Annotated in this window: 24 protein-coding genes, 4 tRNA genes and 1 other annotated feature; of the genes, 24 read left to right on the top strand and 4 right to left on the bottom strand. The window is 42.2% G+C overall.

All coding sequences use genetic code 11. The features are described from left to right. Positions 1 to 11: 11 nt before the first annotated feature. Positions 12 to 1,217: a cytochrome P450 gene (locus tag NSS78_RS19315; protein ID WP_212046519.1), complete on the bottom strand. Its 1,206-nt coding sequence runs from the start codon at positions 1,215 to 1,217 to the stop codon at positions 12 to 14. A gap of 136 nt (positions 1,218 to 1,353) precedes the next feature. Here NSS78_RS19315 and NSS78_RS19310 point away from each other — a divergent pair, with 136 nt between their 5' ends. From NSS78_RS19310 to NSS78_RS19295, 4 genes are all read left to right on the top strand, one after another. Next, entirely contained in the window at positions 1,354 to 1,935 is a 582-nt protein-coding gene (locus NSS78_RS19310) for a TetR/AcrR family transcriptional regulator (RefSeq protein ID WP_212046522.1), read from the top strand. Positions 1,936 to 2,151: 216 nt separating this feature from the next. Continuing rightward, positions 2,152 to 3,441 (top strand): adenylosuccinate synthase, encoded by a 1,290-nt coding sequence (locus tag NSS78_RS19305; RefSeq protein WP_212046520.1) that lies wholly within the window; start codon positions 2,152 to 2,154, stop codon positions 3,439 to 3,441. 136 nt (positions 3,442 to 3,577) lie between these two features. Further along, complete coding sequence (locus tag NSS78_RS19300) at positions 3,578 to 4,711, top strand: DUF418 domain-containing protein (protein WP_212046521.1); 1,134 nt, start codon at positions 3,578 to 3,580, stop codon at positions 4,709 to 4,711. A gap of 15 nt (positions 4,712 to 4,726) precedes the next feature. Next, a complete protein-coding gene (locus tag NSS78_RS19295) occupies positions 4,727 to 4,936 on the top strand; it encodes a hypothetical protein (protein ID WP_050944649.1) in 210 nt (69 codons plus the stop codon). Between the two features lie 29 nt (positions 4,937 to 4,965). Here the strand turns inward: NSS78_RS19295 and NSS78_RS19290 are convergent, their stop codons facing one another. Next, positions 4,966 to 5,490, bottom strand: a complete 525-nt coding sequence (locus NSS78_RS19290) for a peroxiredoxin family protein (RefSeq protein ID WP_012011881.1) — start codon at positions 5,488 to 5,490, stop codon at positions 4,966 to 4,968. Positions 5,491 to 5,831: 341 nt separating this feature from the next. Here NSS78_RS19290 and NSS78_RS19285 point away from each other — a divergent pair. The 11 genes from NSS78_RS19285 (at position 5,832) to NSS78_RS19235 (ending at position 13,972) form a co-directional block, all read left to right on the top strand. Beyond that, positions 5,832 to 5,907: transfer RNA gene (locus NSS78_RS19285), tRNA-Lys, on the top strand. 6 nt (positions 5,908 to 5,913) lie between these two features. After that, positions 5,914 to 5,985 (top strand) — tRNA-Glu (locus tag NSS78_RS19280). Between the two features lie 81 nt (positions 5,986 to 6,066). Beyond that, positions 6,067 to 6,143, top strand: a tRNA-Asp gene (locus NSS78_RS19275). 27 nt (positions 6,144 to 6,170) lie between these two features. Further along, a tRNA-Phe gene (locus NSS78_RS19270) sits at positions 6,171 to 6,243 on the top strand. Between the two features lie 350 nt (positions 6,244 to 6,593). Beyond that, a complete protein-coding gene (gene yycF, locus NSS78_RS19265; protein WP_003215017.1) occupies positions 6,594 to 7,301 on the top strand; it encodes a response regulator YycF in 708 nt (235 codons plus the stop codon). Positions 7,302 to 7,308: 7 nt separating this feature from the next. Then, complete coding sequence (walK, locus tag NSS78_RS19260; RefSeq protein WP_137054106.1) at positions 7,309 to 9,147, top strand: cell wall metabolism sensor histidine kinase WalK; 1,839 nt, start codon at positions 7,309 to 7,311, stop codon at positions 9,145 to 9,147. Continuing rightward, on the top strand, positions 9,137 to 10,516 hold the full coding sequence (gene yycH, locus NSS78_RS19255) for a two-component system activity regulator YycH (protein WP_212046683.1): 1,380 nt from the start codon (positions 9,137 to 9,139) through the stop codon (positions 10,514 to 10,516). The genes walK and yycH overlap by 11 nt, the downstream gene beginning before the upstream one ends. Further along, the gene (gene yycI, locus NSS78_RS19250; RefSeq protein ID WP_137054108.1) at positions 10,503 to 11,366 is read left to right on the top strand and encodes a two-component system regulatory protein YycI; all 864 of its coding nucleotides are present in this window, start codon (positions 10,503 to 10,505) and stop codon (positions 11,364 to 11,366) included. The genes yycH and yycI overlap by 14 nt, the downstream gene beginning before the upstream one ends. Before the next feature lie 6 nt (positions 11,367 to 11,372). Continuing rightward, entirely contained in the window at positions 11,373 to 12,167 is a 795-nt protein-coding gene (locus NSS78_RS19245; protein WP_044139071.1) for an MBL fold metallo-hydrolase, read from the top strand. 81 nt (positions 12,168 to 12,248) lie between these two features. Further along, complete coding sequence (locus NSS78_RS19240; protein WP_212046684.1) at positions 12,249 to 13,436, top strand: S1C family serine protease; 1,188 nt, start codon at positions 12,249 to 12,251, stop codon at positions 13,434 to 13,436. Between the two features lie 68 nt (positions 13,437 to 13,504). Next, positions 13,505 to 13,972: a GNAT family N-acetyltransferase gene (locus NSS78_RS19235; protein ID WP_137054110.1), complete on the top strand. Its 468-nt coding sequence runs from the start codon at positions 13,505 to 13,507 to the stop codon at positions 13,970 to 13,972. A gap of 36 nt (positions 13,973 to 14,008) precedes the next feature. Here NSS78_RS19235 and NSS78_RS19230 read toward each other — a convergent pair whose 3' ends face one another. Together NSS78_RS19230 and NSS78_RS19225 are read right to left on the bottom strand one after the other, a co-directional pair. Then, complete coding sequence (locus tag NSS78_RS19230) at positions 14,009 to 14,890, bottom strand: ABC transporter ATP-binding protein (protein WP_212046685.1); 882 nt, start codon at positions 14,888 to 14,890, stop codon at positions 14,009 to 14,011. Continuing rightward, on the bottom strand, positions 14,891 to 15,577 hold the full coding sequence (locus tag NSS78_RS19225) for an ABC transporter permease subunit (RefSeq protein ID WP_003215033.1): 687 nt from the start codon (positions 15,575 to 15,577) through the stop codon (positions 14,891 to 14,893). A 192-nt stretch (positions 15,578 to 15,769) separates the two neighbouring features. Beyond that, positions 15,770 to 16,040: a binding site (T-box leader), on the top strand. Positions 16,041 to 16,150: 110 nt separating this feature from the next. Between NSS78_RS19225 and NSS78_RS19220 the strand changes: the two genes are divergently transcribed. The 9 genes from NSS78_RS19220 to NSS78_RS19180 all read left to right on the top strand — a co-directional run bounded on the left by NSS78_RS19220 (position 16,151) and on the right by NSS78_RS19180 (position 26,326). Further along, complete coding sequence (locus NSS78_RS19220) at positions 16,151 to 17,011, top strand: S-adenosyl-l-methionine hydroxide adenosyltransferase family protein (RefSeq protein WP_044139077.1); 861 nt, start codon at positions 16,151 to 16,153, stop codon at positions 17,009 to 17,011. A 14-nt stretch (positions 17,012 to 17,025) separates the two neighbouring features. Further along, positions 17,026 to 17,583: an ECF-type riboflavin transporter substrate-binding protein gene (locus tag NSS78_RS19215; RefSeq protein ID WP_342468254.1), complete on the top strand. Its 558-nt coding sequence runs from the start codon at positions 17,026 to 17,028 to the stop codon at positions 17,581 to 17,583. Positions 17,584 to 17,602: 19 nt separating this feature from the next. Then, positions 17,603 to 19,318, top strand: a complete 1,716-nt coding sequence (locus NSS78_RS19210) for an ABC transporter ATP-binding protein (protein WP_212046686.1) — start codon at positions 17,603 to 17,605, stop codon at positions 19,316 to 19,318. Beyond that, positions 19,309 to 20,139 (top strand): energy-coupling factor transporter transmembrane component T, encoded by an 831-nt coding sequence (locus NSS78_RS19205; RefSeq protein WP_342468253.1) that lies wholly within the window; start codon positions 19,309 to 19,311, stop codon positions 20,137 to 20,139. Before NSS78_RS19210 ends, NSS78_RS19205 begins: the two co-directional genes overlap by 10 nt. Before the next feature lie 161 nt (positions 20,140 to 20,300). Then, positions 20,301 to 20,471, top strand: coding sequence for a CxxH/CxxC protein (locus tag NSS78_RS19200; RefSeq protein WP_008360116.1), 171 nt, complete (start codon positions 20,301 to 20,303; stop codon positions 20,469 to 20,471). An 80-nt stretch (positions 20,472 to 20,551) separates the two neighbouring features. Then, the gene (gene rlmH, locus NSS78_RS19195; RefSeq protein WP_185108194.1) at positions 20,552 to 21,031 is read left to right on the top strand and encodes a 23S rRNA (pseudouridine(1915)-N(3))-methyltransferase RlmH; all 480 of its coding nucleotides are present in this window, start codon (positions 20,552 to 20,554) and stop codon (positions 21,029 to 21,031) included. 140 nt (positions 21,032 to 21,171) lie between these two features. Continuing rightward, on the top strand, positions 21,172 to 22,650 hold the full coding sequence (locus NSS78_RS19190) for an ATP-binding protein (protein WP_212046687.1): 1,479 nt from the start codon (positions 21,172 to 21,174) through the stop codon (positions 22,648 to 22,650). Further along, a complete protein-coding gene (locus NSS78_RS19185) occupies positions 22,637 to 25,282 on the top strand; it encodes a Z1 domain-containing protein (RefSeq protein ID WP_212046688.1) in 2,646 nt (881 codons plus the stop codon). The genes NSS78_RS19190 and NSS78_RS19185 overlap by 14 nt, the downstream gene beginning before the upstream one ends. 18 nt (positions 25,283 to 25,300) lie before the next feature. Beyond that, on the top strand, positions 25,301 to 26,326 hold the full coding sequence (locus NSS78_RS19180) for a PD-(D/E)XK motif protein (RefSeq protein ID WP_212046689.1): 1,026 nt from the start codon (positions 25,301 to 25,303) through the stop codon (positions 26,324 to 26,326).

Genomic DNA, 26,326 nt, shown 5'->3' with positions numbered 1-26,326 from the left:
AGTCTTTTCTGTTATGAACGAGGCGTGACGCGCAGTTTCAGCTCTTTCAGTCCATACATGCTGCTGCTTGTCATCGGAACGTAAGAAAGGAGCTCTAACGCCTCATATCGTTCGATTAAAGTCTTTATAGCTGTACATGCTTCAAGGCGTGCGAGTGGTGCGCCAAGACAGAAATGGATGCCGTGCCCGAAACCAATATGAGGATTAGGGTGGCGGTGTATATCGTATTCGTGTGCGTTTGAAAAATGACGCTCATCTCGGTTGGCGGAAGCAAGAAACACAATCACATTGTCTCCCTTTTTCAACACTTTGCCTCCAAGCTCTGTATCTTTTGTGACATAACGGACGATCGTAGGAGCTGGTGCACGAAAACGGACGGCCTCCTCCACCGCGCGTGGGATGAGTTCAGGTGATTGGGCGAGCGCTTCATAGGCACCCGGCTGTTCTAACAAGCTGAAAATCATATTGGAGATCAAGTTGGTGGTTGTTTCGTTGCCGGCTAAAAGGAGAAGATTACAGAATGGTATTAGTTCATCCGCTGACAGTTTTTCTCCATTCTCCTCCGCTTGAATGATGAGGGAAATCAAATCATCACCGAGATTGTGACGTTTCTTTTCAATGGTGTCTGCAAAAAACGCCATCATGTCAGCTTCTCCTTTGTCACGTGTTTTCTGCCATTCAGCTACATCCTCCTCATTTTCACTTTTAGGCATGCTGACGAGAATATCTGACCATTCTTTAAAAGATTGTTTATGCTCTGATGGCACACCTAAAAGCTCTGCAATGACAATGACAGGAAGCGGATAAGAAATGTCTTGCACTAGGTCAATCTCTTTTTTTTCTTCAAGTTGTGCCATGAGTTCATCCATTAATTCATGAATACGAGGCTCCCACAATTTCATGACTCGAGGGGTAAAGGCTTTGCTGACAATGGAGCGGATACGAGTGTGATTGGGAGGGTCCATCATCACCATTGTTTTCATCAGTGAATGCTTCCGCTGGTTTTTAGGAGGCTGACTCGAAAAGGTATCTTTATCGATTGTCACACGCTTTGCTTCCTCGTAGGTGAATACACTCCACGTTCGGCTAGTTTCGTCAAAATGAACAGGTGATGTCTGGCGCATGTTGGCATACCAATCAAATGGGTGATACGGGTCCTGCTTGTTTTTTCCTCTTAATAACGTTTTTTGCACGGCACTTGGGGTTGTTGTTTCCATGATCATCACTCCTTATAGGTTGTCAGATGCTTCCTTTTTTTCATTGTGTTAGATTAAAGTTAATTCATCAGCCTGGAGGATTCAACCAACAGAAAAGCGAAATCTGTTGAAGAAAATAGGAAGGGGAGAGCGGCTTGTGGCGGACTGCTACAGAGGGGATAAGCGCGCAACGGAATCAAAGCAGCAATTAAGAAAAGCATTATTTCAGTTATTAAGCGAGAAAGAATGGGGGAAGATTTCTGTACAGGATTTGACGAAACTGGCGGGCATCCACCGCACGACCTTTTATCAGCATTATGAGGATAAATTTGATCTTGCCCAGCAGGTGATGGATGAGATGTTTGATGTGATGAAATGTGCCATTTTTGGGCCTGTACAAGAAGGTAATTTGGAAAAAGAGCATGCGGCATATGTGTATATTTTTCGATTTTATCAGCATTTGCAAGAACACGAAGAGGAGTATCAAATTCTCTTGAAGCGAGGACGAGAGCTCAATATTCATGGAACGGTTCGTGCTTTTTTTGAAGAAAGCTTTTCTTTGGGGGTAAAGGGGGTTGCGGGCTCAAAGCCTGATCCGCATCTCGTTCCTATCGACATGCAGAAGCAATTCGTCATTTCGGCTTACGTTGGAACAGCTGAATGGTGGCTGAGGACAGGGAGACCGTACTCACCTGATTTTATGGCAAGCTCTATGATTCATTTAATTGAAAATCAATAGAAAGTAAGAATAATCAAAATTGTTGTTTTTACTCAAAATCTCCCTTTTTAAGCGCTGAAGAAGTGATTAAAGCGCTTTTTCTCATATTTAAAACGAACAAAATTTGATTTCGAGATATTAATGTTCGGATTTCGCGTTGACTTTTTCGTTTTGCATTGATAAAATAAATGTGTTTGAAAGAGATAACGTTTTGAAAGGTTAACGGAGGTGCACGATATGTCTTCAGTAGTCGTAGTAGGTACGCAGTGGGGTGACGAAGGGAAAGGGAAAATTACCGATTTCCTTTCAGAAAATGCAGAGGTGATTGCCCGTTATCAAGGGGGAAACAATGCAGGTCACACGATCAAATTTGATGGAGTGACTTACAAGCTACACCTCATTCCGTCCGGTATTTTTTATAAAGAAAAAACTTGTGTCATCGGTAATGGAATGGTGGTTGATCCTAAAGCGTTGGTCACTGAGCTTGCGTATCTTCACGAACGGAATGTGAGTACAGATAACCTCAGAATCAGCAATAGAGCCCATGTGATTTTGCCTTACCATTTAAAATTGGACGAGGTAGAAGAAGAGCGGAAAGGGGCTAACAAGATCGGTACGACGAAAAAAGGAATCGGACCAGCTTATATGGACAAAGCAGCTCGTATCGGTATCCGTGTCGCAGATCTATTAGATCGTGAAGTATTTGAAGAGAAGCTTGCACGTAATTTAGAAGAGAAAAATCGTCTTTTAGAGAAAATGTACGACGCAGAAGGCTTCAAGATTGAAGATATTTTAGACGAGTATTATGAATATGGTCAGCAAGTGAAAAAATATGTCGTGGACACATCTGTTGTCTTGAATGACGCACTAGATGAAGGCCGCCGCGTGCTATTTGAAGGAGCACAAGGTGTGATGCTTGATATCGATCAAGGGACATATCCATTTGTTACGTCATCTAATCCAGTGGCTGGAGGAGTGACGATTGGTTCTGGTGTAGGACCAACGAAAATTCAACATGTGGTCGGCGTGTCAAAAGCGTACACAACACGTGTTGGAGATGGCCCATTCCCGACAGAACTCCATGATGACATTGGTGATCAAATCCGTGAGGTTGGCCGTGAATACGGTACAACAACTGGACGCCCGCGCCGTGTTGGCTGGTTTGACAGTGTGGTTGTCCGACATGCTCGCCGTGTGAGCGGGATTACAGATCTATCTCTTAACTCAATTGATGTATTGACAGGGATTGAAACATTGAAAATCTGTGTCGCTTATAAATTGAACGGAGAAATCACAGAAGAATTCCCAGCAAGTCTAAAAGAATTAGCGAAATGTGAGCCTGTCTACGAAGAAATGCCAGGATGGACAGAGGATATTACAGGCGTGAAGAATTTAAGCGAACTGCCTGAAAATGCCCGTCATTATTTAGAGCGTATTTCACAATTAACAGGTATTCCACTTTCCATTTTCTCAGTCGGACCAGATCGTTCACAAACGAACGTTGTCCGCAGCGTGTACCGTCCATAATCATAGACTGATCAGACACCAGTAAAATTGCACATTTTACTGGTGTCTTTTTGTTTAAATATTTCTTAATTTCAGTAGAACAAGCTTCCGATCATTACCAAAATATGATAACTGTATAGGGGGAAGGAGCGTTCTAGTGAAAGAAAGAATAAGATTATTAGATATTTTAAGAGGTTTCGCCATATTAGGAACATTGGGAACGAACGTCTGGTTTTTTGCCTATGCAGGGGATACCTTTGCGACAGATCAGATTGCAGATGAATATGAGAATGGCAGTTTTCTAGAAAGCCTTGTTTCCATGTTCGTCTATGGGAAAATGCTCTCGCTGCTTACTATCATGTTCGGTGTAGGGCTAGAACTCAAATACCAGCAGGCCAAAAGAAAAAACACGCCTTGGCCGGGTACATATTTATGGATTCTTTTATTTTTATTTATCGAAGGCTTTGTCCATTTTGCACTTGTGATGGAATATGATGTGCTCATGAGTTACGCTGTCACCGGTTTGCTTGTGGCATTTATTGTGCGAGGAGGGAGCAAGCGTATCAAAAGAGGCATGATCTTCTCTGGAGTCATTCATCTGCTTGTTCTGTCCTGTCTGATGGTGTTCGCCCTCTCTGAAATGGAAACAGAATCGTATGATCAAAGCAGTGAATCGGCGCTGGAAGAGCAGCTGCCAGAGACATGGATCTCGCAGGTTCAAGAACGATTACAACACTTTTTCATGTACCGGGGGGAAGCGATCTTTATCATTCCAATGAACACATTTCTGTTTTTATTAGGTGTGCGGATGATGAGAGCCGGTGTTTTTTATGCAAACGAGCGCGGGCAATCTCTACGGAAAAGATTATTCCGAATCGGTCTGTGGGTGGGTTTGCCGCTGAATGCACTTGTCTTCGTTCCGAACGAACTAGTGGAATTCGTTGTGCGCTATGCGTTTTCGCCATTCCTCTCTCTTTTCTATATCGCTGTCATTGCGAAGCTCCTAGCTCACACGGAGTCATGGTTCATGTGGAATTGGTTTGAATATGTAGGGAAAATGGCACTCAGCTGTTACATCCTGCAAAATGTCATCTGCTCGGTTCTTTTTTATAGCTGGGGATTGGGTCTTGGCGGGCAAATCAACGCCCCTCTTATCGTATTGGCATGGCTGCTCATTTCTCTTCTGCAAATCGCCATATCAGCATGTTGTCTAAAGGTTTGGAGAATTGGTCCGATGGAATTTATTCGTTCGCGGGCACTTCGCCGGGTGACGAAGAAGAAAGCAGCATAAAGGGGAATCGTTACAATGTTTTTCAAAAAAAGTACGAAAAAAGAACAAGCGAATGCACATAAAGCAGCAGGGCCGGCATTTATCTTTTATCTTCTCGCATTAGGAGGACATTCGCTATACTCTTATTTCCAGGGTGATAAACCACCCGTCACTTTTGTGATTCTCATGTCGGGTCTTCTTGTGTTTTTCGTCGCAGACTGGATATATCATAAAAGGAATTCATAAAAGAAGCCCTCGTCATGAGGGCTTCTTTCTTATTTCACGCTTTTATATTGGCCTTTTAAGTTTTTGCGGATGTACTGAATGATTTTGCGCAGTTCGTTGGCATGCGGTCTGCCAAACGGACTTGTTTGTCTTTGCTGATAGAGGACTTGGCCCTTTTCGTTTAATAAGAAATAGGCAGGTTCCCCGTGCACTCCGTGATCTTCATAAGGAGCATCTTCTCCGTGATAGTGGACTTCATATGCTTTTAATGAAGTGAGGTCCTTGTCAGACATGATTGGGAAGGATAGTCCTTCTTTATCGGCAAATTCCTTCAAGTCATCAGAATGATCCGTTGAAATCGCCATTAAGTGGATATCCTTGTCTTGAAAGTATGACTGCTGCTGTTCGAGCTCTTTCAATTCTTCTACACATACTGGGCACCATGAGCCTCTAAAGAAGACGATGAGGTGCCAGCTTTGATGCTCCTCTAAATGTTTGTGAAAATCAATATGTTCGCCCTGAATGGTTGGAAGTGAAAAATTGGGCATTTTATCTCCTAATTTGAATGAACTCATACTGCTTCCTCCTTTTTCAATCACAATGTCACTTGTTTCATGTATAACCAATTCCAGGAGGTCTAAAACGTTTCTATGTGCTTGAATAGGTAGTGATCATGAAAAGAGGCAGCAAAAATGAAGGCGGTTGCAAGTAGAAGGGATTTGGCAGGAGATTTCAAATCCGACACTTTTTTTAAAAAAATGTCGAAAAACGTATTGCCATATGTAATTACTCTATGATATTATAAATCTCGTTGTTGCAAAGGTCTCTGAAACTTGTTAGGATGCGATGTTCCAGCTTTTTAAAGCGATTGGTTTGACGCAATACAACTTCTTCAGAATTACTTTTCACAAACCGAGAGCCATTAGCTCAGTTGGTAGAGCATCTGACTTTTAATCAGAGGGTCGAAGGTTCGAGTCCTTCATGGCTCACCATGTATTGGCCCGTTGGTCAAGCGGTTAAGACACCGCCCTTTCACGGCGGTAACACGGGTTCGAATCCCGTACGGGTCATTGATTTACTTTAGCGTTAAGCTAATTTTTCCTCACTTGCTTGGAAGAGCACCACGATTGCTTTTTCGGGCAAGTTACTGAGGTCCGGTAGTTCAGTTGGTTAGAATGCCTGCCTGTCACGCAGGAGGTCGCGGGTTCGAGTCCCGTCCGGACCGCCATTTATACTTATTCATCTTTTTGATGATGGCTCGGTAGCTCAGTTGGTAGAGCAACGGACTGAAAATCCGTGTGTCGGCGGTTCGATTCCGTCCCGAGCCACTTCCAAACGCATCTGCAATCGCAGGTGCGTTTTTATTTTATGAAAAGAAGGCATAAAAAGGGAGAAGCCGGACCTAGGTAGGGCCCGGCTCCATAAGAAGAAGACGTTACATCTATATAGACGATCAGTGACTGGAAAAGTTTCAATAAAAAAGGAAAAAAACCATCATTTTTTTGAGTATCGTCTTCCTATCCAACGATTGCTAGAAAAGAAAGCCGTTATTATTTTTATCTTTGCCACGTAAAACGTTATAATAGACAGTGAACCTTTTTTGCTCAAATGAAAAAGGTCTGATGAGACATGCAAAAATGGAATGACATAGATGCTAAAAATGCAGGAGGAAATCACAATGGAAAAAAAGATTCTTGTCGTAGATGATGAAAAACCGATTGCTGATATATTGGAGTTTAACTTAAGAAAAGAGGGCTATGAGGTTCATTGTGCATATGACGGCAATGAAGCCCTTGAAATGGTAGAAGAAATCAAACCGGACATTATTCTGCTCGACATTATGCTACCGAACAAAGATGGCGTTGAGGTATGCCGTGAAGTGAGAAAGAAATATGACATGCCGATTATCATGCTGACAGCAAAAGACTCTGAAATTGATAAAGTCATCGGTCTTGAGCTTGGCGCAGATGATTATGTGACGAAGCCATTTAGCACGCGCGAACTGCTTGCCCGTGTGAAAGCGAATTTGAGAAGACAAATTGCTACGCCGCAGACAGAGGAAGAATCTGAATCAAATGATATTGAAATTGGATCACTTGTCATTTATCCAGATGCGTATGTGGTGTCTAAGCGCGAGGAAACGATTGAATTGACGCACCGTGAGTTCGAATTGCTTCATTACTTAGCGAAACATATCGGACAGGTTATGACACGTGAGCACTTGCTGCAAACCGTATGGGGCTACGATTACTTCGGGGATGTCCGTACAGTAGACGTCACCGTCCGCCGTCTTCGTGAGAAAATTGAAGACAACCCTAGCCACCCGAGCTGGATCGTGACAAGACGAGGCGTCGGCTACTATTTAAGAAACCCAGAGCAGGACTAAGATTCTTATGAATAAAGTAGGTTTTTTTCGCTCGATTCACTTTAAATTGACCTTAATTTACGTGCTGCTGATCATCGTCGCCATGCAGATCATTGGCGTGTACTTTGTGAAGCAGCTAGAGCAGTCCTTAATTAATTCATATGATAATTCCTTGAATCAGCGAATCTACTCGTTATCGTATTACCTAGAACAAGATTCATCGAAAAGCAAGGCAGAATTAAAAGAGGATGCTCAAAAGATATTAAACGACTTTAACAACAAAGATGAGTCTAATGAAATTTCTGAAGTCAGCTATATTGATGAAAGCAGAGAGGTGATTGCCTCTGTGAATAACGGCAGTCAGGAGATTGCCGGCAAGAAAATCACAGATCAAATCATTAGCCGGATTTTCGCAGTAGGCAAAGACTATGAAAAGAAATTCTATGACCCAGAATCCAATAAACGGGTGCGTATTTCTGCGACAGCCGTGAAAAATGAAAACCAAGAAACTGTCGGTGTGATTTATGTTGTGTCTTCGATGGAGAGCGTGTTTAACCAAATGCGAACCATTAACACCATTTTGGCAACGGGCACACTAATCGCACTTGGGACGACCGCACTACTTGGGATCTTCATCTTTAGAACAATCACTCATCCTATTTCGGATATGAGGAAGCAAGCGATCGAGCTCGCCAAAGGGAACTTTTCCAGAAAGGTTCGAAAGTATGGACATGATGAGATTGGCCAGCTTGCGACGACCTTTAACCATCTGACGAGAGAGCTTGAGGAAGCGCAGCTCATGACAGAGGGTGAGCGTAAGAAGCTTTCTTCTGTTATTGCCTATATGACGGATGGTGTCATCGCCACGAATCAAAACGGTGCGATTATTCTATTAAACAGCCCAGCATTAGAGCTGTTAAATGTTTCACGTGAAACAGCACTAGAGATGCCGATTACGTCCTTACTGGGCCTCGAGGACACGCATACCTTTGAAGATTTAGTCGAAAATCAAGATTCCATGCTGATAGAAATCGAACGCGAAGATCAGCTGTCTGTTTTGCGTGTAAATTTCTCAGTGATTCAGAAAGAGCACGGGAAGATTGATGGTTTAATTGCGGTCATTTACGACGTCACAGAGCAGGAGAAAATTGATGCAGAACGCCGTGAATTCGTCGCAAACGTATCACATGAGCTGCGCACACCGCTGACGACGATGCGAAGCTATCTTGAGGCACTGGCTGAAGGGGCAATTGGTGATAAAGAGCTTGCGCCAAGGTTCCTCAGTGTCACGCAAAATGAAACAGAGCGTATGATCCGTCTTGTTAATGACCTGCTGCAGCTGTCTAAGTTCGATAGCAAGGATTATCAATTCAACCGTGAGTGGACGAATTTTATCAGGTTTATCTCATTGGTCATTGATCGTTTTGAAATGACGAAAGAGCAGCATGTCGATTTTATCCGCAATCTTCCGCAGCGTGAAATATATGTGGAAATCGATCAAGATAAAATCACACAGGTGCTCGATAATATCATTTCCAATGCCATGAAATACTCGCCAGAGGGTGGACATATCATGTTTACCGTTGATTTGGATGAGGAGAATGGTCTTGTATTATTCAGCGTCAAAGATGAAGGGATCGGTATTCCGAAGAAGGATATGGATAAAATCTTTGAACGTTTTTATCGAGTGGATAAGGCGAGAACAAGAAAACTTGGCGGAACCGGCCTAGGCCTTGCGATTGCAAAAGAAATGGTTCAGGCTCATGGCGGAGATATTTGGGCTGACAGCATTGAAGGAAAAGGAACAACGGTGACCTTTACCCTTCCGTACAATGAAGAACAAGAGGATGATTGGGATGAAGCGTGAGACCTTTAAAACCATAATATTGACAATCCTAATTGCGATCAGTCTTGTATTTACGTGGAATATTTGGATGTTCCAGCCCGTCATGCAGGACCAGGCAGATGCAGGCACTCAGGTCGTGGAAACGAAGAAGATTTCAAGCGACGAGCCTAGAAGCCTCATTGATGTCGTAAAGCCGCGCGAGATGTTCATCCATTCAAATGGGGAGCATTTGAAAGTGGATCAAAAGGAACTCTTTCAAAACTTCTGGAATGACGTGAGCCTTTGGGATGTGAAAGAGATTTCGGATGTGTCAGATCAATATTCGGAGCAGAAATTTAAGAATTTCTTCTATGGAAGCGGAGGACAGGGGAAGACATTGGATCTTGTGTTCAATGACCCAATTCCGATTGATATTTTCCAAGCGTTGTTTAAATGGCCGAACAAGTCCATTGAATACAACTCGTTTGACCGGATGATTGTGCCGTTCTCCCAGCAGGACAAGGCCAATAAGAAAGTCTATTTGGTTTCATACAGCAAGGAAACGGTGCTTGAGCTGACAATAGAATCCGCTAACTATCGAAATCTCATGGACAGTATCGCAGCCGCTCAAAACGAGATGCCGCACTATGATCTCTATACATTCTCAGCGAATTCGAAACGAGATTTCCTCCTTCCGAGAAAGCAAAAGCAGCTTGAAGCGAAAATGTTCTTTATCGAAACGATTAAGACAAGCAAATTCAAGGACGCTTTGTTTACGGATCCAAGTCTAGTCGGCGAGGAGTCTAATTTAAACCGGACGGTGTACACAGATGGCACAAGTCGTCTTGAAGCCAATCAAAAAGACCACCGCATCCAATATCAGCATCGCAATATCAACAGCAGCACCGTTTTCCAAACGGGAGATTTGATCAAGCGAAGTGTGAAGTATTTCAATGATACGGGAAGCTTTACCGATGACTATCAATACTTTGGCATCAATAGCAACCAACAGCTTTCCTTTAATATGTTTATGGATGGCCTGCCGATCGTCAACAGTACAAAGCATCCATTTGGGATGACCTCTCTTGAAGTACAGTGGGCGAATGACGACATCTTGAATTACAAGCGTCCAAACTATATTCTAGGCAACAAAGCGAGTCAGAGTGAACAAGTCAAGCTGATGAACGGGACAGAGCTGAAGGACTTAATCGTCAAGCAGACGAAATATGATGACCTTGAGAAAATTGAACAAATTTTCCCGGCCTATCAAGCTACTTCCACCGCATCAGATCAAGATCAAGCGATGTTTGTCTGGCTGGAGCCAGTATGGTGCATGAAATACAACGGCAAAACCGTGATTCTATCGCATGATTTGTTGACAGAGAGGAGCGAGAATCATGGAGTGGAATAAGACCAAAACGATCTTTATCCTAGCCTTTCTCGTTCTCGATATCTTTCTAGGTTTTCAATACTTTGAAAAACGATCAACCGATCATTTTGCGATTATCGAAAAAACGGATACGCTGGAAGAAATGAAGGCAGATGGGATCAAATATGGCAATCTATCAGATGAAGCGAAGATTGGCTACCGCATTACAGCTGAAAAGAAGCAATATACGAAAAAGGATGTCGACGAATTAGCTGATCAAAAGGCGAAAAGCACATTCCCGAAAACAGACAAAGATGATCCGGTCACGCTGCTTGAAATGACCTTCACTAAACCAGTGGCCTTGCCGAAAAAAGATATGAAAACAGCGGCGGCAAACCTTGTGAACCAGCGTTTGCTGGATGGGAAGAACTATAAGCTGTGGAGTATTGATGAAGAGACAGGGAAGATCGTCTTTTTCCAAACGTATAAAGGGAAATACATCTTCCAAGAGGGCCTTGATGACTCCGAAACCATCGGAAAAATCACCCTAGATCTAAATGATAAAAACGAGGTCGTATCGTATCAGCAGTCGATGGTGACATCGATTAATGAAGTGAGAAAAGAAACCCTTGTGCCAGCGCTTGAAACTGTGAAGGACTTATATACGCAAAACATGCTGAGCCAAAACACGACCGTGAAAAAGGTAGAGCTGGGCTACTATACGCAATACCCAGGTGCAAGCACGCAGGTCATGGTGCCTGTATGGCGAGTCGAGCTTGAAGGCGTATCAACTGGTTCAAAGAAAAAGACAGAGGAAGAATATTTGATCAATGCCATTGATGGCTCAACACTTGATCATATAGAGAAAGATGACAAATCTTCAATGGAGTGAGAGAACATGAGCTTGCAGTTCAGTGTACTAGCGAGCGGAAGTACGGGGAACGCTTTTTATTTAGAAACAGACGAGCATGCCTTTTTAGTGGATGCTGGGTTAAGCGGCAAACAGATGGTCGAGCTGCTTGGTCAAATCGACCGCAAGCCTGAAGACTTGGACGGCATTTTTGTGACACACGAGCACTCAGATCATATTAAAGGACTAGGTGTTATGGCAAGAAAGTACAAGCTCCCTGTCTATGCAAATGCGAAAACATGGAAGGCGATGGAGACTCATATCGGGAAGATTGACACAGAGCAAAAATTCCATTTTGATATGGAAACCGTCCAATCCTTTGGCGGTCTTGATGTTGAGTCCTTTGGTGTGTCACATGATGCAGCTGAGCCCATGTTTTACGTGTTCCATTATGGCGGGCGCAAACTTGCCCTAATGACGGATACAGGCTATGTCAGTGATCGTATGAAAGGCATCATTCAGTCAGCCAATACATTTGTATTTGAGAGCAATCATGATGTTGGTATGCTGCAAATGGGCCGATACCCGTGGAGCATTAAGCGTAGAATTCTGAGCGATGTCGGACATGTTTCAAATGAAGATGCGGCTCTTGCGATGACAGATGTCATTGGAGATGCCACCTCACGCATTTACTTGGCTCATTTGAGTCAGGACAACAACATGAAGGATTTAGCCCGTATGGCAGTCCAGCAGACGCTTGAAATGAAAGGCTTTGTTGTCGGGGATGGCTTTGATTTATATGATACGGACCCGAAAAAAGCAACCCCGCTTTGCGCCGTATGATTTTTACAATCGTATGATTAAGATAAGAGCTTCTTACCAACACTATATACATCATCTATTCACTGAAAGGAAGGAAACATAGTGGATTATCGCGATGTAGAGTGGAAGCCGAGACGAAGCAGAAAAGGATATTTCCTATCTGGTCTGATCGGTGTATTGGTAGGAGCTTTTTTAATGGGATTCTTTTTCCCCTATGTAACAGGACAGAGCGGCAGTCCCTTTGGGTGGCAGCAGAACGGAGATGGGCAAGCAGCACAGGGCCCTTTAAAGACCGTCAATGTGAACGTCAATGATGCCGTCACAAAAGTCGTATCTAATATGTCGGATACGGTTGTAGGCGTCATTAATATCCAAAAGTCGAGCTTTTGGGAAGAAGGCGGAGAGGCAGGCAGCGGGTCAGGTGTGATTTATAAGAAAAAGGGTGACACCTTTTATATCGTGACCAATCACCACGTCATCAAAGGTGCCAACCAGCTTGAAGTGAGTCTTCAGGATGGGACAAGAATTGGCGCCAATCTTGTTGGCAGTGATCAGCTTATGGATTTAGCGGTTCTCACCGTCAAAAGTGATAAGATCAAGCAAACCGCTGCCTTTGGCAATTCAGATCATGTGAAACCCGGTGAGCCAGTGATCGCCATTGGAAATCCATTAGGGCTTGAATTCGCAGGCTCTGTCACACAAGGTGTCATTTCTGGAACGGAACGTGCGATTCCTGTGGACTCGAATGGAGACGGACAGGCGGATTGGAATGCGGAAGTACTGCAAACAGATGCCGCCATCAATCCAGGTAACAGCGGTGGAGCCTTGATCAATATGGACGGAAAAGTGATCGGCATCAACTCAATGAAGATTGCTGAATCAGAGGTAGAAGGCATCGGGCTTTCTATCCCGGCGAATCTCGTCATCCCTGTCATAGAGGATTTAGAACGTTACGGAGAAGTGAAGCGTCCGTATCTAGGTGTTGGCATGAAATCTTTAGCAGATATTGCGAGCTATCACTGGGAGGAAACGTTGAAGCTGCCATCTAACGTCACATCAGGAGTTGTCGTGATGAGTGTCGAGTCTTTGTCTCCAGCAGGAAAAGCGGGGCTCAAAGAGCTGGATGTTGTCACCTCCTTTGATGGCAAGAGTGTACAGAATATCGTAGACCTTCGTAAGTATTTATATCAAAAGAAAGTCGGCGACAAAGTAAAGGTGCAGTTTTACCGAAGTGGAAAGAAAAAATCAGTAGAAATCAAACTTTCTCAAACCGACCGATTCGGCGGATAACCAGTTCCTTGATGGGACTGGTTTTTTTTGCATGCTCATCATATGATGGAGGAAAGGGGGCGGTATGATTGGTTACACTACAACCAATGACACAAGCGGATTACGATGCATTGATGGAGAAGTCCATTCAGCGGTACGCAGAAGAAAAGGTACTCGCAGGGACATGGGAAAAGGAAGAATCACTTGCGAACGCAGAAGAACAATTTGGTCGGCTCCTTCCTGAAGGTCTACAGACAGAGCATCATGAGCTATGGAATCTCTTGAATGGGGAAGAAGCGATTGGCTGGGTTTGGCTTTGTTATGACCCCAATCACCCGCAGCATGAAGGTTTTATTTACAACTTTATTTTATTCGAAGCTTATCGAGGAAAAGGCTTTGCAAAACAGGCCATTGCTGCATTAGAGGAGCAGGCAAAGTCATTAGGCGTGCAGAAACTCTCGCTTCATGTCTTTGCTCATAATCAAATTGCCCGTTCACTGTATGAGAAGACGGGATTTGAAGAAACCGGAATCTATATGAGTAAACCTTTATCATAAAGAAGAAGCACCGTGCGGATCGCATGCGGTGCTTTTTTATGAGGAACTCATGGCATCTTGAGCCGTAACTCTGTATAAATCAACTTTGCATTTCACGAAAGCGCGGATGATCGATGGGACTTGGGCTTCTGAACGAATCAACAATGAGGTCTCGTCATCACTGATCACAAGATCTGTTCCAACAGTTTGTAAGTACTGCGTGAGAACAGGCTTCACCTCATCATCAATCCACGCATGCTTGAAGGTTGCACGTATGTTTGAGGATGTGATGGTTTTCTCTTGAGGATGTGTATGGGGGGACACTAATTTTCCTTCAGAAATAAAAGCAGTTTTTGTACAAATACTATTTGTGAACCTTGGGTGGTCAGCCGTTAATAAGACGGTTTTCCCTTCATATTTTAACGTGTCAATGACCTGCTGGATGTGCAAGATCGAATCTGCGTCAATATCAGCAAAAGGCTCGTCGAGTAAAATAAATTCGGGGCGATGGGCGATAGCCTGCGCCATGCCGAGCCGTTTCTTCATACCAGGTGTGAACGAACCAACCTTTTCCTGATGATAGCGATCTAAACCGACAAATTCGAGCAGTTCTTCATAATCACTCGTTTTCTGGCGCGTCCCGGTGATTTTTGATAAGTAGGCAATATGTTCAAGTGCCGTAAGCCCTTCATATAAATCCGTATATTCAGGCAGAACACCGATATGCTGCCTCACCTTTTTTAATGAAGGCATATCCATCATCGTGAACGTCCCAGAGGTTTGCCGGGAAATTCCCGTAATGATATTGAAAAACGTCGTCTTACCAGAACCCTTCGGTCCAATGAGCCCGAAAATATCACCTTGATTGACATCAAGGGTAATGTGATCTATCGCGACTTTTGTCCGATATTTTTTTGTGAGTTCTTTTGTATGTAGCATTTAGACATCCCTCCTTTGAAATAGGAGTGCTGTTCCAATGAGTAAGATAACGGTCAATGCTGTATTCAAGAGTATATAGGTCAGCGGCTCACTCAAGCGCACATAATAATAAGGCGTCATATATTGGAACCAATGAATCAATCGTTCTGAAGAAAGAACAGATATCATACTGACGATTGGGAAAAGAAAGGAAAACAACATCCCAACAAACATTGATTTCTGTGGGGTTGGAAAGAGCATGGACAAAAATAAAGCACATGAGATACCGACACTGATAAAGGTTAAGATTTTTAACGCATCAGAGAACAGGAAACGATGTGAAATCACCATATTCAGTACGTATGTCGTCATAATACAGCTAAGCCAAAACAGCATCAGTCCAAGATATTTCCCGATAATAATGTTCAAACGAGTGGTTTTACTGACGAGAAAACGAATGGTTTTCAAATGAATTTCTCGGCTTAAAATATCGTGAGACAATAAGAAAATAAGGAAGAAACCAAATAACGACATCACCAGTTCATTCCCAATGGAATAAGGATCCTTTGCCTCCCATTTGTCCTGATGAGCAGCAATAAACGGTAGAGTTGAAACAAAAGTAGATAAAATGAAAATAATAACAATTGTTAAAATGGATTTTGTGCTTTTGAAGAGCTGCTTAAACTCATTCATACAGATGGTCCACACACGCTGTACCTCCCTTCATCTTTATTATACCGCTAGAAAGGAAAGACACCATATCTTGCTCTTTAACATTTGTTTAAATTTTATAAAAAGAAGACTCTTTCAACACCAGTTGACTCACTTTTGAAAATGTTCAGAAAAATATCTTGATTTATCAAAAAACATCATGTATGATAGCTTTAATTCAAGATAGTTAAACAGGCAATGACGAGAGAAAGTACAATCATCAATTTTTCCACAGAGAGCTTCGGCAGCTGAAAAGAAGCAAAAATAATGATTCGAAAAATGGTCTCTGAGCCTCGTGCTGAACATATCTATGATATCAGTAGGACACGACGAGAGTTGGTACTCGTTATCAAAACCACAGTATATGAGCCAGATTGGAGCTTTGTACTTGTAGAGGCTGTTTAGCGCGAGCAAACAGTAAATAAAGGTGGTACCACGAGACAAATACCTCGTCCTTATGATTCAAAGATAAGGATGGGGTATTTTTTATTGTCCACTTTTTTCATACAAATGTTCAAATGTTCCACGTGAAACACCACATCCATTTTTTCAAATGAAAGGGAGATTGACATGAGTGAACATGCATTGGTTTTACAATCAGATTTCGGTATTGATGATGGAGCAGTCAGCGCTATGTACGGAGTGGCAAATACGGTCAGCAGCAGCATCCGCCTTTTTGATCTAACACACAATATTCCGCAGTATGACATTTGGGAGGCATCTTACCGCCTGCTCCAAACCGTCACATACTGGCCGGAAGAGACAGTTTTCGTTTCCGTTGTTGATCCAGGCGTAGGATCAGAAAGAAAGAGTCTTGTCGTCAAAACCACAAGCTCGCACTACATCATTACCCCAGATAACGGGACACTCACGCACGTCGCGCAGGATATTGGCATAGTAGAAGCCCGTTATTTAGATGAAACCATTAACCGGCTGCCGAAGTCGGGAAAATCACATACATTCCACGGGAGAGATATTTACGCGTATACAGGGGCGAGAATCGCTTCAGGTGTGATTTCTTTTGAAGAGGTTGGGCCAAAGGCGGATATTGATGATATTATTCACCTTCCAGTCGTACAGGCTTATGCGAAAGAAGAGGTCATCACAGGAACGATTGATATTTTAGATGTGAGGTTCGGAAACCTTTGGACAAACATTCATCATACGCTATTTGAGCAGCTTTCAATCAATTATGGGGATGCAATAGAAGTTACCATTGCCAACGGGCCAAAAAATGTGTATAAAAATATCATGACCTATGGACGATCTTTTGCCGATTTAAAGGTAGGCGAACCACTCGTATATGTCAATTCACTCGATCATTTAGGCGTGGCGATCAATCAAGGGTCATTTGCAAAGGCTTATAACATCGGAACAGGCACAGGCTGGCGCCTTTCGATTCGCAAAGCTCCGCGCATTATATACGAATAAGAGGAGGATACATCATGGCAGGTAAACAACTTTCAACGAAAACTGTCGTTGCCATCGGAATTGGTGCAGCCGTCTTTGTCATTTTAGGACGATTCGTCTCCATTCCAACTGGGATTCCGAATACACAAATTGAAACCGCGTACGCATTTCTTGCATTAATGGCCGTGCTATTTGGTCCTGTTGCAGGCGCACTGATTGGGTTTATTGGTCATCTTATTAAAGATGCCACCACATTTGGCCCTTGGTGGAGCTGGATTATCGTTTCAGGTGTTGTTGGGTTATTGATTGGCTTGATTTCGAACCGTTTAAAAGTAGAAGAGGGCGATTTTGGCTGGAAAAAAATCACGCTCTTCAATGCCGTACAAGCAGGCGCACAGGCATTGGGCTGGTTTGTCATTGCCCCGGTACTCGACATTGTGATCTATGCAGAACCTGCGAACAAAGTATTTGTTCAAGGCATCGTGGCGGGAATCTCAAACATCATCACAGTCGGTGTACTAGGAACCATCATCATTGCGGCTTATGCGAAAACGAGAAGCAAAAGCGGCAGTCTATCGAAAGAAACATCATGAAGCAAGGTGGAACACATAAATGAAGAAACCGATGATTCAATTCGAACATTTCGGATTCCAATATCGCAGTCAGGCAGAACCGACATTGAAAGATATCAACCTGACCATCTATGAAGGCGAAAAAGTCCTCATCGCAGGCCCGTCTGGATCGGGAAAAAGCACACTAGCCCATTGCATCAATGGGCTAGTTCCTGCGTCTTATAAAGGTTCTATGGAAGGAAGTCTTCACATCGGCGGGAAAAATGCAGAAAAAGAAAACATTTTCTCTCTTTCACAGCTCGTCGGAACGGTGCTGCAGGACCCTGATGGACAATTTATCGGGCTGACCGTTGGAGAAGACATCGCATTTACACTTGAAAATGATCAAGTCACACGCGAAGAAATGAAAGCACGTGTCGAAGAAGCGGCAAAATTAACAGAGGTAGACGGCAAGCTGGCATCGTCCGTGCATGAGCTGTCAGGCGGTCAAAAACAACGTGTCGCCATCGCAGGCGTACTTGTCAACGATGTCGACATTTTGCTGTTTGACGAACCACTTGCAAGCCTTGACCCCGCAACAGGTAAAGAAGTGATCGACCTTATTGACCGACTACAAAAACAAACGAAAAAAACCGTCGTGATGGTCGAGCACCGATTAGAGGACGTTCTTTTCCGCAAAGTCGACCGCATCATCGTCGTTAATGACGGCACGATTGCAGCAGACATGACACCAGATGAATTGCTCGCCTCAAATGTATTAGAAGCGGCGTATTTACGTGAGCCTTTATATGTAAAGGCTATGAAATATGCAGGCATTCCGGTTGCACCGGGAGATCAGATCGCTGATTTACAGCGTCTCAACTTAGACGACGAGGCAAAAGAGAAAATCGAGCAATGGATGGAAGCATCTGAGCCGTCAGTAGAGCAGATTGCAGCACAGGATTTACTAGAAGTGCGCGAGCTGAGCTTTGACTATCCAACAAGACCAAATACGCTGAGCAACATCTCTTTTATCGTCAAAAAAGGAGAAATGATCAGCATCGCAGGAGCCAATGGCGCAGGCAAGACAACACTATCCAAGGTGCTCTGCGCGTTTGAAAAGCCAACAAAAGGGACCATTCATCTAAATGGCGATGACATCACAGGAGATACGATCAAACAGCGCTCCGAACGAATCGGCGTCGTCATGCAAAACCCAAATCAAATGATTTCAAAACAAATGATTTTTGATGAAGTCGCATTTGGTCTCGTTTTAAGAGGCGTAAAGGAAGAAGACATCAAGGAACGGGTGGAGCGAGTCTTAAAAGTATGCGGTTTATACCCATTTCGGAACTGGCCGATTTCTGCTCTCAGCTTTGGACAGAAAAAGCGCGTCACGATCGCATCAATTCTTGTATTAGAACCAGAAATCATTATTTTAGATGAGCCAACCGCCGGACAGGATTTTAGACATTACACAGAGATGATGACGTTTTTAGAGCAATTAAATCAGCAGGGCGTCACGATTTTGATGATCACCCATGATATGCACTTGATGCTTGAATACACAACACGAACCATTGTCATTTCAGATGGAGAAAAAATCGCAGATGATACACCAGCCAAAGTGCTGACAGATCAGCTGCTTGTTCAAAGGGCGAGCTTAAAGGAAACGTCGCTGTATGAACTAGCGCTGAAAGCAGACTGGCCGAATCCAAATGAACTCGTGGATCGCTTCATTGAGGTGGACAGAAAGGAGCGAATGACATGGCTGTAGACATGCTGTCTTATATCGACCGCCCGTCGCCGATTCATCGGCTGACAGGGGCAACCAAACTCATTTGCTTTATCCTCTGGTCATCCGCAGCGATGCTCACGTATGATACAGGTGTATTAGTGTTTATGCTAGTTGCCAGTATCGTGTTCTTTCAGCTATCAAACGTGCGATTTCGTGATATCTCCTTCGTGGTGATTGTCCTGGCGATTTTCCTTGTCATCAACAACATCGCCATTTATATCTTTGCGCCGCAGCAAGGTGTCGCCATCTACGGAGCAAAGCAGGAGCTATTTCACATTGCAGGCTGGTACAACGTCACACTTGAACAGCTTTTCTATCAGTTGAATATTACACTCAAATATGTGACCGTGATGCCAGCAGCACTTTTATTTATCGTCACAACAAATCCAAGTGAATTCGCCTCATCGCTCAGCCGAATCGGGGTTAGCTACCGAATTTCATATGCGGTTGCAATTGCCCTGCGCTATATTCCAGACATTCAACGGGATTTTCGAACGATCGCCATTTCTCAGCAAGCAAGAGGCATTGATCTATCGAAGAATGAAAAACTGGGAAAACGGATCAAAAATGCGTTGTCGATTGTGATGCCGTTGATATTTTCTAGCCTAGAGCGAATTGAAACGATCAGCAATGCGATGGAGCTGCGTGGGTTTGGAAAGCATAAAAAACGCACATGGTTTACGGCGAAAGATTTTCAAAAAGCAGATTATGTGGCGTTATTGTTTGTTGGCGTGGTGCTTATCGTGTCGCTTGTGATTACATTTGTTAGAGGAACGAGATTTTATAATCCGTTTTTATAGAAGGAAGCCTTCACAGGAGTGGAGGCTTTTTTATTTGGTTTGTGGATAAAAGGTGTGGAAAATGGTAAAAGACTATTAACATGTGAATAAATCGGTTATATTGAACATTGAGCGAAATACTTGTGAATAACCAGACAATATATTGGAGGAATTAGAAACTTATGAACAAATCACTTTATGCTTGTGCAGAACATATAGAAACCGTACTAGACATGTACATAGATGATCACGAAACACCGCCAGAATTCAGAAAAATCGAACATACACACAGCTTATCCACAACCTGTGAATTGTGCGATGAACCTGCAATATATATAGTGGGGAACGAATGATCGGACACAAAATACACAAATTTTATCCACAATTGTTGATAACTTATATGAATAACTTGTTCTTAAGGTGGGGATGACCTGTGAATATATCAATTATCACAGTAGGAAAATTAAAAGAGAAATATTTAAAGCAAGGCATAGCCGAATACACAAAACGATTACAGGCCTATGCGAAACTCGAGATCATTGAGCTCGCAGACGAAAAAGCACCCGAACACCTCAGCGAGCAAGACATGAAAATCATCAAAGACAAAGAAGGCGAACGCATCCTAAGCAAAATCAACCCAGACGCCCACGTCATCGCCCTCGCCATCGAAGGAAAAATGAAAACTTCCGAAGAATTAGCCGATACAATAGATAAGCTGGCAACATACGGAAAAAGCAAAGTATGTTTCGTCATAGGCGGATCCCTTGGGTTGAGTGATGCTGTGATGCAGCGTGCGAATGAGAAGTTGTCGTTTTCGAAGATGACGTTTCCGCATCAGTTGATGAGGCTGGTGCTGGTGGAGCAGATTTATCGGGCGTTTCGGATTGTGCGGGGGGAGCCTTATCATAAGTAGATTGGGATTTTTATAGATAAAATCTATTAATAACTTTTTATCTATTTGCAAACTTAAGTAAAAACTATTATCTACAATTTATTCTACTAAATTATTTGCTATAATTAGGATGAATATTGCTGCGAAACGGGGTTTAATAGATGAATATAGTTCTGACAAGACCATCAGCAGCGCCAGTGATTCAGGCGCTTCGTTCTATTGGATATAACGCTAGCACAGCTATTGCTGACCTTGTAGATAACAGTCTTGATGCTAAGGCATCAACTATTAAAATAAATTTTACCTATAATGATACAGATGGAATGATTACCATAAATGATAATGGTTTCGGTATGACTGAAGATATGCTTCAAATTGCCATGAGTATTGGGTCTAAAGACCCAAGAGAGCATAGAAGAGCAAACGAGCTCGGTCGTTTTGGAATGGGGTTAAAAACGGCTTCTTTTTCACTGGGAAAGCGGTTGAGTGTTTTGACAAAAAAAGATGGCGCATATTATGAGAGATGCTGGGATCTTGATCATGTATCAGAATGCAATGAATGGCAACTTTTTACCAGAATTCCTGAAGAAATCAAACTGAAAATGGGTGAAATAAAGGAAGAAAACGGCACAGTCGTCTGTATTGATAAGCTTGACCGTTTTATGGGTGTTGGACGAAAGCGCAGATTAAAAGAAACAAGCTTCTACAATAAAGTTTCCCGTATTAATAGACACCTGGAATTTGTCTTTCACTCTATACTGGAGAAAAAAGAAGTAAGCCTGCTTATCAACGGTAAGGAGATAGAACCGTGGGATCCATTTATGAAATACCATCCGAATACAATGGAAGGGGAAATGCAGATCCTTAGAATAAATGATAATAGAATCAAAGTACAGTATTTTATTTTGCCTCATGCCTCCCATTTAACAGAGTCTGAATATAAGAAGGCGGGCGGTTACAAAGGCTGGCGTGATCATCAGGGATTATATATCTATAGAGAAAATCGTCTTCTATATTTTGGTGATTGGATGGGGCTGTTCCCAAAGGATGCAGCTTCACAGTTGGCCAGGGTGCGCATCGATCTTCCGAATGCAGCTGACTCAGACTGGCAGGTTGATATAAAAAAATCGGGCATTAATTTGCCTGAAGACGCTAAAAGAAGACTAGAAACCATTTCATCCATTGCACGAAAAGTTTCAAGGGATATGTTTTATTTCCGGACACAGTCTGGTCCTAGAAATCCTTCTATTAAGGGAAGTTTAAATACATGGGAGCAGTCAGGAAACGAGGATGGTCCTCAATTTATTTTAAATCGGAATCATCCGATTCTTTCTGAGTTGCTTAAAAATTTGGATGATGAACATGTAAAACTCTTAAACTTATATTTGAAATTTGTACAGCTTGGCTCGCCAAGCAATATTATAGATGCTCCTAAGGTTCCAGAAGAAGAAGTGCAAAAGGTTTCAGACAGCAAGAAAGAATTGGTAGTCCAATTTGCTTCTTCTATGATGCAGTTGAATGTGGCTGAAAACGAAGAACAGCTTTTGAATATTTTGTTAACGCAGCCTGCATTTGATGAATTAAACCGTGCAACTTTAAAAGTAATTTTATTGGAGGCGAATTTGAATGTCAGCAATTGATTTGAAAGATTTTTTTGAACAGAACTTTTCAAATACCTATTATTACCTAAAAACAGTTTATAAAAATCAGGAAGAGGCAGCAGAAAAAGCCTTGGAATCAGCAAGAGGATTAGCGTCGGCGGAGAGCCCTATTGACGATCCAACATTTCAAAGGTGGTCACTTGAAATGTACATGAAGTACAAAATTGGTTTGGAAGTTCCAAAGGATTATGTAATGAGAGAGTCCAAAGAAAAAAGCTGGTTTGAGCCTAAGATGGTGGCTAGCGGATTTTTCTGGTCCAGGTACCGTAGATATCTCTCCAGTTCGAAAAACTGGCCTCTTGAGGCAGTTACTGCAATAGATGAAACAACGAATCAGATAATGGCATCTATAGGAAATCCAAGCTCGATGGACCCATTCGATAAACGTGGGCTTGTATTAGGTTACGTTCAGTCAGGTAAAACAGCTAATTTCACTGGCTTAATCAATAAAGCTTTTGATGTTGGCTATATGCTAATAATTGTGTTGTCAGGTATTCATAATGATTTAAGAACTCAGACACAAATCCGTCTGAATGAAGAGGTAATCGGGAACCGAACAGACAAAGATGGAAATCCAATAGGGGTTGCCCAAATAAGCGCAAATACAGCTGATCATATCATTTCTTCTTGGACAACAGAAGACCATGATATCAAATCAAGCCAAAGGGGTACTAGTAACCTAAACTCACCAACATTAATGGTTGTTAAGAAAAATAAAACCGTACTAGAGTCGCTTCGAGACCAGTTAATTTATCATCGGAATATATATAATTTGGATATTCCCGTCTTAATTGTTGATGACGAAGCAGATCAGGCATCCGTTGACACTTCCAATCCCGATAAAAATGAAGATCCGAAAACGATCAATCGCTTGATCAGGCAAATTCTTGAAATTTTTAATCGGAAAGCTTTTGTCGGATATACTGCAACACCTTTTGCAAATCTTCTAATCAGCAATGAAGGAAGTACAAATGAAGAAGGCGATGACTTGTATCCAAAAGATTTTCTTGTCGGCCTACCAAAGCCGAAGGAATATTGCGGACCTGAGGAATATTTTAATGTGGAAGAGGACGCTGAAGATACTCGCCCAAGTCTGATCCGCCATTTGCGTCAAGAAGACCTCGATGTATTTACAAAAATTAAAAAGAAATCTGACGCAAATAAATTCGAAGAAGTTCCTCCTCAAATGCGTGAAGCAATACTTGAATTCCTGCTTGTGATTGCTATTCGCAATCTGAGAGGACAAAGAAATAAACATAATTCAATGCTCATACATACTTCTCGTTTTAAAGATGTCCAGTCAAGTGTAAAAGACGCAGTGGAACGGGCGTTTGATGCTATATCAAAGCAACTACAGTATAATCCAGAAAGCACTGTGATTGCAGAGCTGCAAGACCTTTATGAAAATGATATTCTCCCAACAAGTAAAGATTGGCCGAATGAAAAGCATCCAGAATTTAGCTGGAATGAAGTATATAAAGAATTGATGAATTGCTGTGAAAGTATCCAAGTTTTCGAGATAAATGGTAACAGCCGGGATGCATTAGATTACCATCAATATAAAGAACAAGGATTAAATGTCATTGCTGTAGGTGGAGACAAATTGTCCAGAGGATTAACACTAGAAGGCTTAAGTATCACCTATTATTTCCGTAATACGCTTATGTACGACACTCTCATGCAGATGGGGCGCTGGTTTGGCTATAGAAAGGGTTATATGGATATCTGCCGCATTTATACTTCTAATGAGATTGCTTCAAATTTTGAACATCTGTCTATTGCGATGATTCAACTTCGGCAGGAATTCGACCGTCTGGCTGCATTGAAGAAGACACCTTCTGAATATGCAATCAAAATGCTCAGCCATCCAACAATGATGCTTACAAGTCCTTTGAAAATGAGAAATGCAGTTTCTTCAAATGTCATTTATGCTGGTACCCTACAACAGACAAGACTATTTGATCCAAGTGAAGATGTAATGAAAGGAAACATGGATGCGGCTGTTAAGCTCGTTAATATACTTCCTTTAACAAGGACAACATACAAAAAGACCAACTTCTACTCGGCATCTGGTGTGAATGCAGAACACATCAAGGGATTTCTGTCAGAATATCGAACGGCTGACAGTAATATTGTAAATTCTGCACTAATTGCTGACTATATTGATAGAGTGAACAAAGAGGGCGAATTATTAAATTGGACAGTTTCAATTGTAGAAGGTCAGCCTAAATCTGCTATTGGCCTATCAGAATACCCGGTTGAATTAGGGAAAATCAGTTTGAAATCTGCTTCTGCACTTGGAAATAAGGTCAAAGCGCCTGATAGCATGTATCAAATTAGAGACATTGGGGCTATTGTGTCTCCAAACCATGAGGACATGGATTTGGACTTCGATAAAATTAAAGAACTTAAAGAGCGTAAAGATAAACGAGGAGTGCGTTCAAAGGAAAATGGCCTAATGTTAATATATCCTTTGCATCCAGAAATTCCCATCTTTAAGAGTTTAGATGTGAAATTCTCCTCGAAACTAGTGCCAATTGGAATTGCGTTTTCTTTCCCGGGGACGGAAATCGAAGAGAAAGGCGTCTACCAGACAAATAAAACGATATAATTTTTAAGGAGAGTATTTGTGTTGAACCTAAAACTAGAATTTGAGGAATTGATACAAGAACTTAGGGACCAGGATGATAGCGAAGTTTACAAATTGAATGTCTTGACTTATGAGAAACCAATTATGTTTGCAGGAATTGATCCTGCTAATCATCATAGGCAACTGTACATTGATTTGGGGTCAGGAGGATGGGACGAAGATCAGGAAAAAGCATTGCCTAAATGGAGGGGAATGTCTGTTAAGGTGGAATACTATGAAAAACTATCCCTCTTAAAGGAACATTATTTTCTTGTTATCCGACAAGAGGATGAACAAAGCCCAGAAATCTTTGAACTTGTTCTGCAGAATCTCGCTGATCATCTGGCAGTAGCTGAAGAAGAAGGATCCTTCTTTTCAACAGTCTATAAAGTACTTGATCGATGGAGGACTTTTTTTCAGCGCGGAGGATTTAAACGGCTTTCAGAAGAGCAGCAGCGTGGATTGTTTGGGGAATTATGGTTTATTAATGAATGGTTGGAAAAGCATCCTGGTCAGCCCCCTCTTATAATCGATTATTGGGAAGGACCGACTAAAGGTCGTATTGATTTTAAAGGCACCAAATGCGGAATTGAAATCAAAACAATTATTGAAAAATTATCAAAAACGATTAAAATATCAAATGAAAACCAGCTAAAGCTGAATGAAGTCGTATCTTCAATTTATCTCTATGTATGTTTTCTAGAGCAAAGCCGTACACATGGGCTTTCTCTACAAGAGCTGGCAGGACAGGTTCGTGTCAAACTTGCAGAAAGATCTGAAAGAATTGCACTCATTTATAGCGATTTATTGACTGATCTGGGATTTAGAGAAGATGAATATGAAGATGTTCTATATTTTATGGAAAAGACAGAAGTATATGAGGCTGGTGAAAATTTTCCCCGCTTAATAAAGGAACATTTGCCAAAAGGAATTTCACATGTAAGCTATAATATTGATCTGACTCATTGTTCAGAATATGAGAAGCAACTGGAAACCATATATCAAATGTTTAGAGTGGAAGGATAA

Origin of the sequence: Bacillus sp. FSL W8-0920 (assembly GCF_038593215.1) — a bacterium.
Taxonomy (GTDB): Bacteria; Bacillota; Bacilli; order Bacillales; family Bacillaceae; genus Bacillus; species Bacillus pumilus.
The sequence above is the reverse complement of the archived record's forward strand: the minus strand, read 5'-3'. Positions and strand labels throughout refer to the sequence as shown.

Excerpts from the sequence above, each read along its gene's own strand:
- NSS78_RS19315 (WP_212046519.1), bottom strand. The coding sequence starts at position 1,217 with ATGGAAACAACAACCCCAAGTGCCGTGCAAAAAACGTTATTAAGAGGA.
- NSS78_RS19305 (WP_212046520.1), top strand. The coding sequence starts at position 2,152 with ATGTCTTCAGTAGTCGTAGTAGGTACGCAGTGGGGTGACGAAGGGAAA.
- NSS78_RS19295 (WP_050944649.1), top strand. The coding sequence starts at position 4,727 with ATGTTTTTCAAAAAAAGTACGAAAAAAGAACAAGCGAATGCACATAAA.
- NSS78_RS19290 (WP_012011881.1), bottom strand. The coding sequence starts at position 5,490 with ATGAGTTCATTCAAATTAGGAGATAAAATGCCCAATTTTTCACTTCCA.
- yycF (WP_003215017.1), top strand. The coding sequence starts at position 6,594 with ATGGAAAAAAAGATTCTTGTCGTAGATGATGAAAAACCGATTGCTGAT.
- walK (WP_137054106.1), top strand. The coding sequence starts at position 7,309 with ATGAATAAAGTAGGTTTTTTTCGCTCGATTCACTTTAAATTGACCTTA.
- yycH (WP_212046683.1), top strand. The coding sequence starts at position 9,137 with ATGAAGCGTGAGACCTTTAAAACCATAATATTGACAATCCTAATTGCG.
- yycI (WP_137054108.1), top strand. The coding sequence starts at position 10,503 with ATGGAGTGGAATAAGACCAAAACGATCTTTATCCTAGCCTTTCTCGTT.
- NSS78_RS19245 (WP_044139071.1), top strand. The coding sequence starts at position 11,373 with ATGAGCTTGCAGTTCAGTGTACTAGCGAGCGGAAGTACGGGGAACGCT.
- NSS78_RS19230 (WP_212046685.1), bottom strand. The coding sequence starts at position 14,890 with ATGCTACATACAAAAGAACTCACAAAAAAATATCGGACAAAAGTCGCG.
- NSS78_RS19220 (WP_044139077.1), top strand. The coding sequence starts at position 16,151 with ATGAGTGAACATGCATTGGTTTTACAATCAGATTTCGGTATTGATGAT.
- NSS78_RS19215 (WP_342468254.1), top strand. The coding sequence starts at position 17,026 with ATGGCAGGTAAACAACTTTCAACGAAAACTGTCGTTGCCATCGGAATT.
- NSS78_RS19210 (WP_212046686.1), top strand. The coding sequence starts at position 17,603 with ATGAAGAAACCGATGATTCAATTCGAACATTTCGGATTCCAATATCGC.
- NSS78_RS19205 (WP_342468253.1), top strand. The coding sequence starts at position 19,309 with ATGGCTGTAGACATGCTGTCTTATATCGACCGCCCGTCGCCGATTCAT.
- NSS78_RS19200 (WP_008360116.1), top strand. The coding sequence starts at position 20,301 with ATGAACAAATCACTTTATGCTTGTGCAGAACATATAGAAACCGTACTA.
- NSS78_RS19190 (WP_212046687.1), top strand. The coding sequence starts at position 21,172 with ATGAATATAGTTCTGACAAGACCATCAGCAGCGCCAGTGATTCAGGCG.
- NSS78_RS19185 (WP_212046688.1), top strand. The coding sequence starts at position 22,637 with ATGTCAGCAATTGATTTGAAAGATTTTTTTGAACAGAACTTTTCAAAT.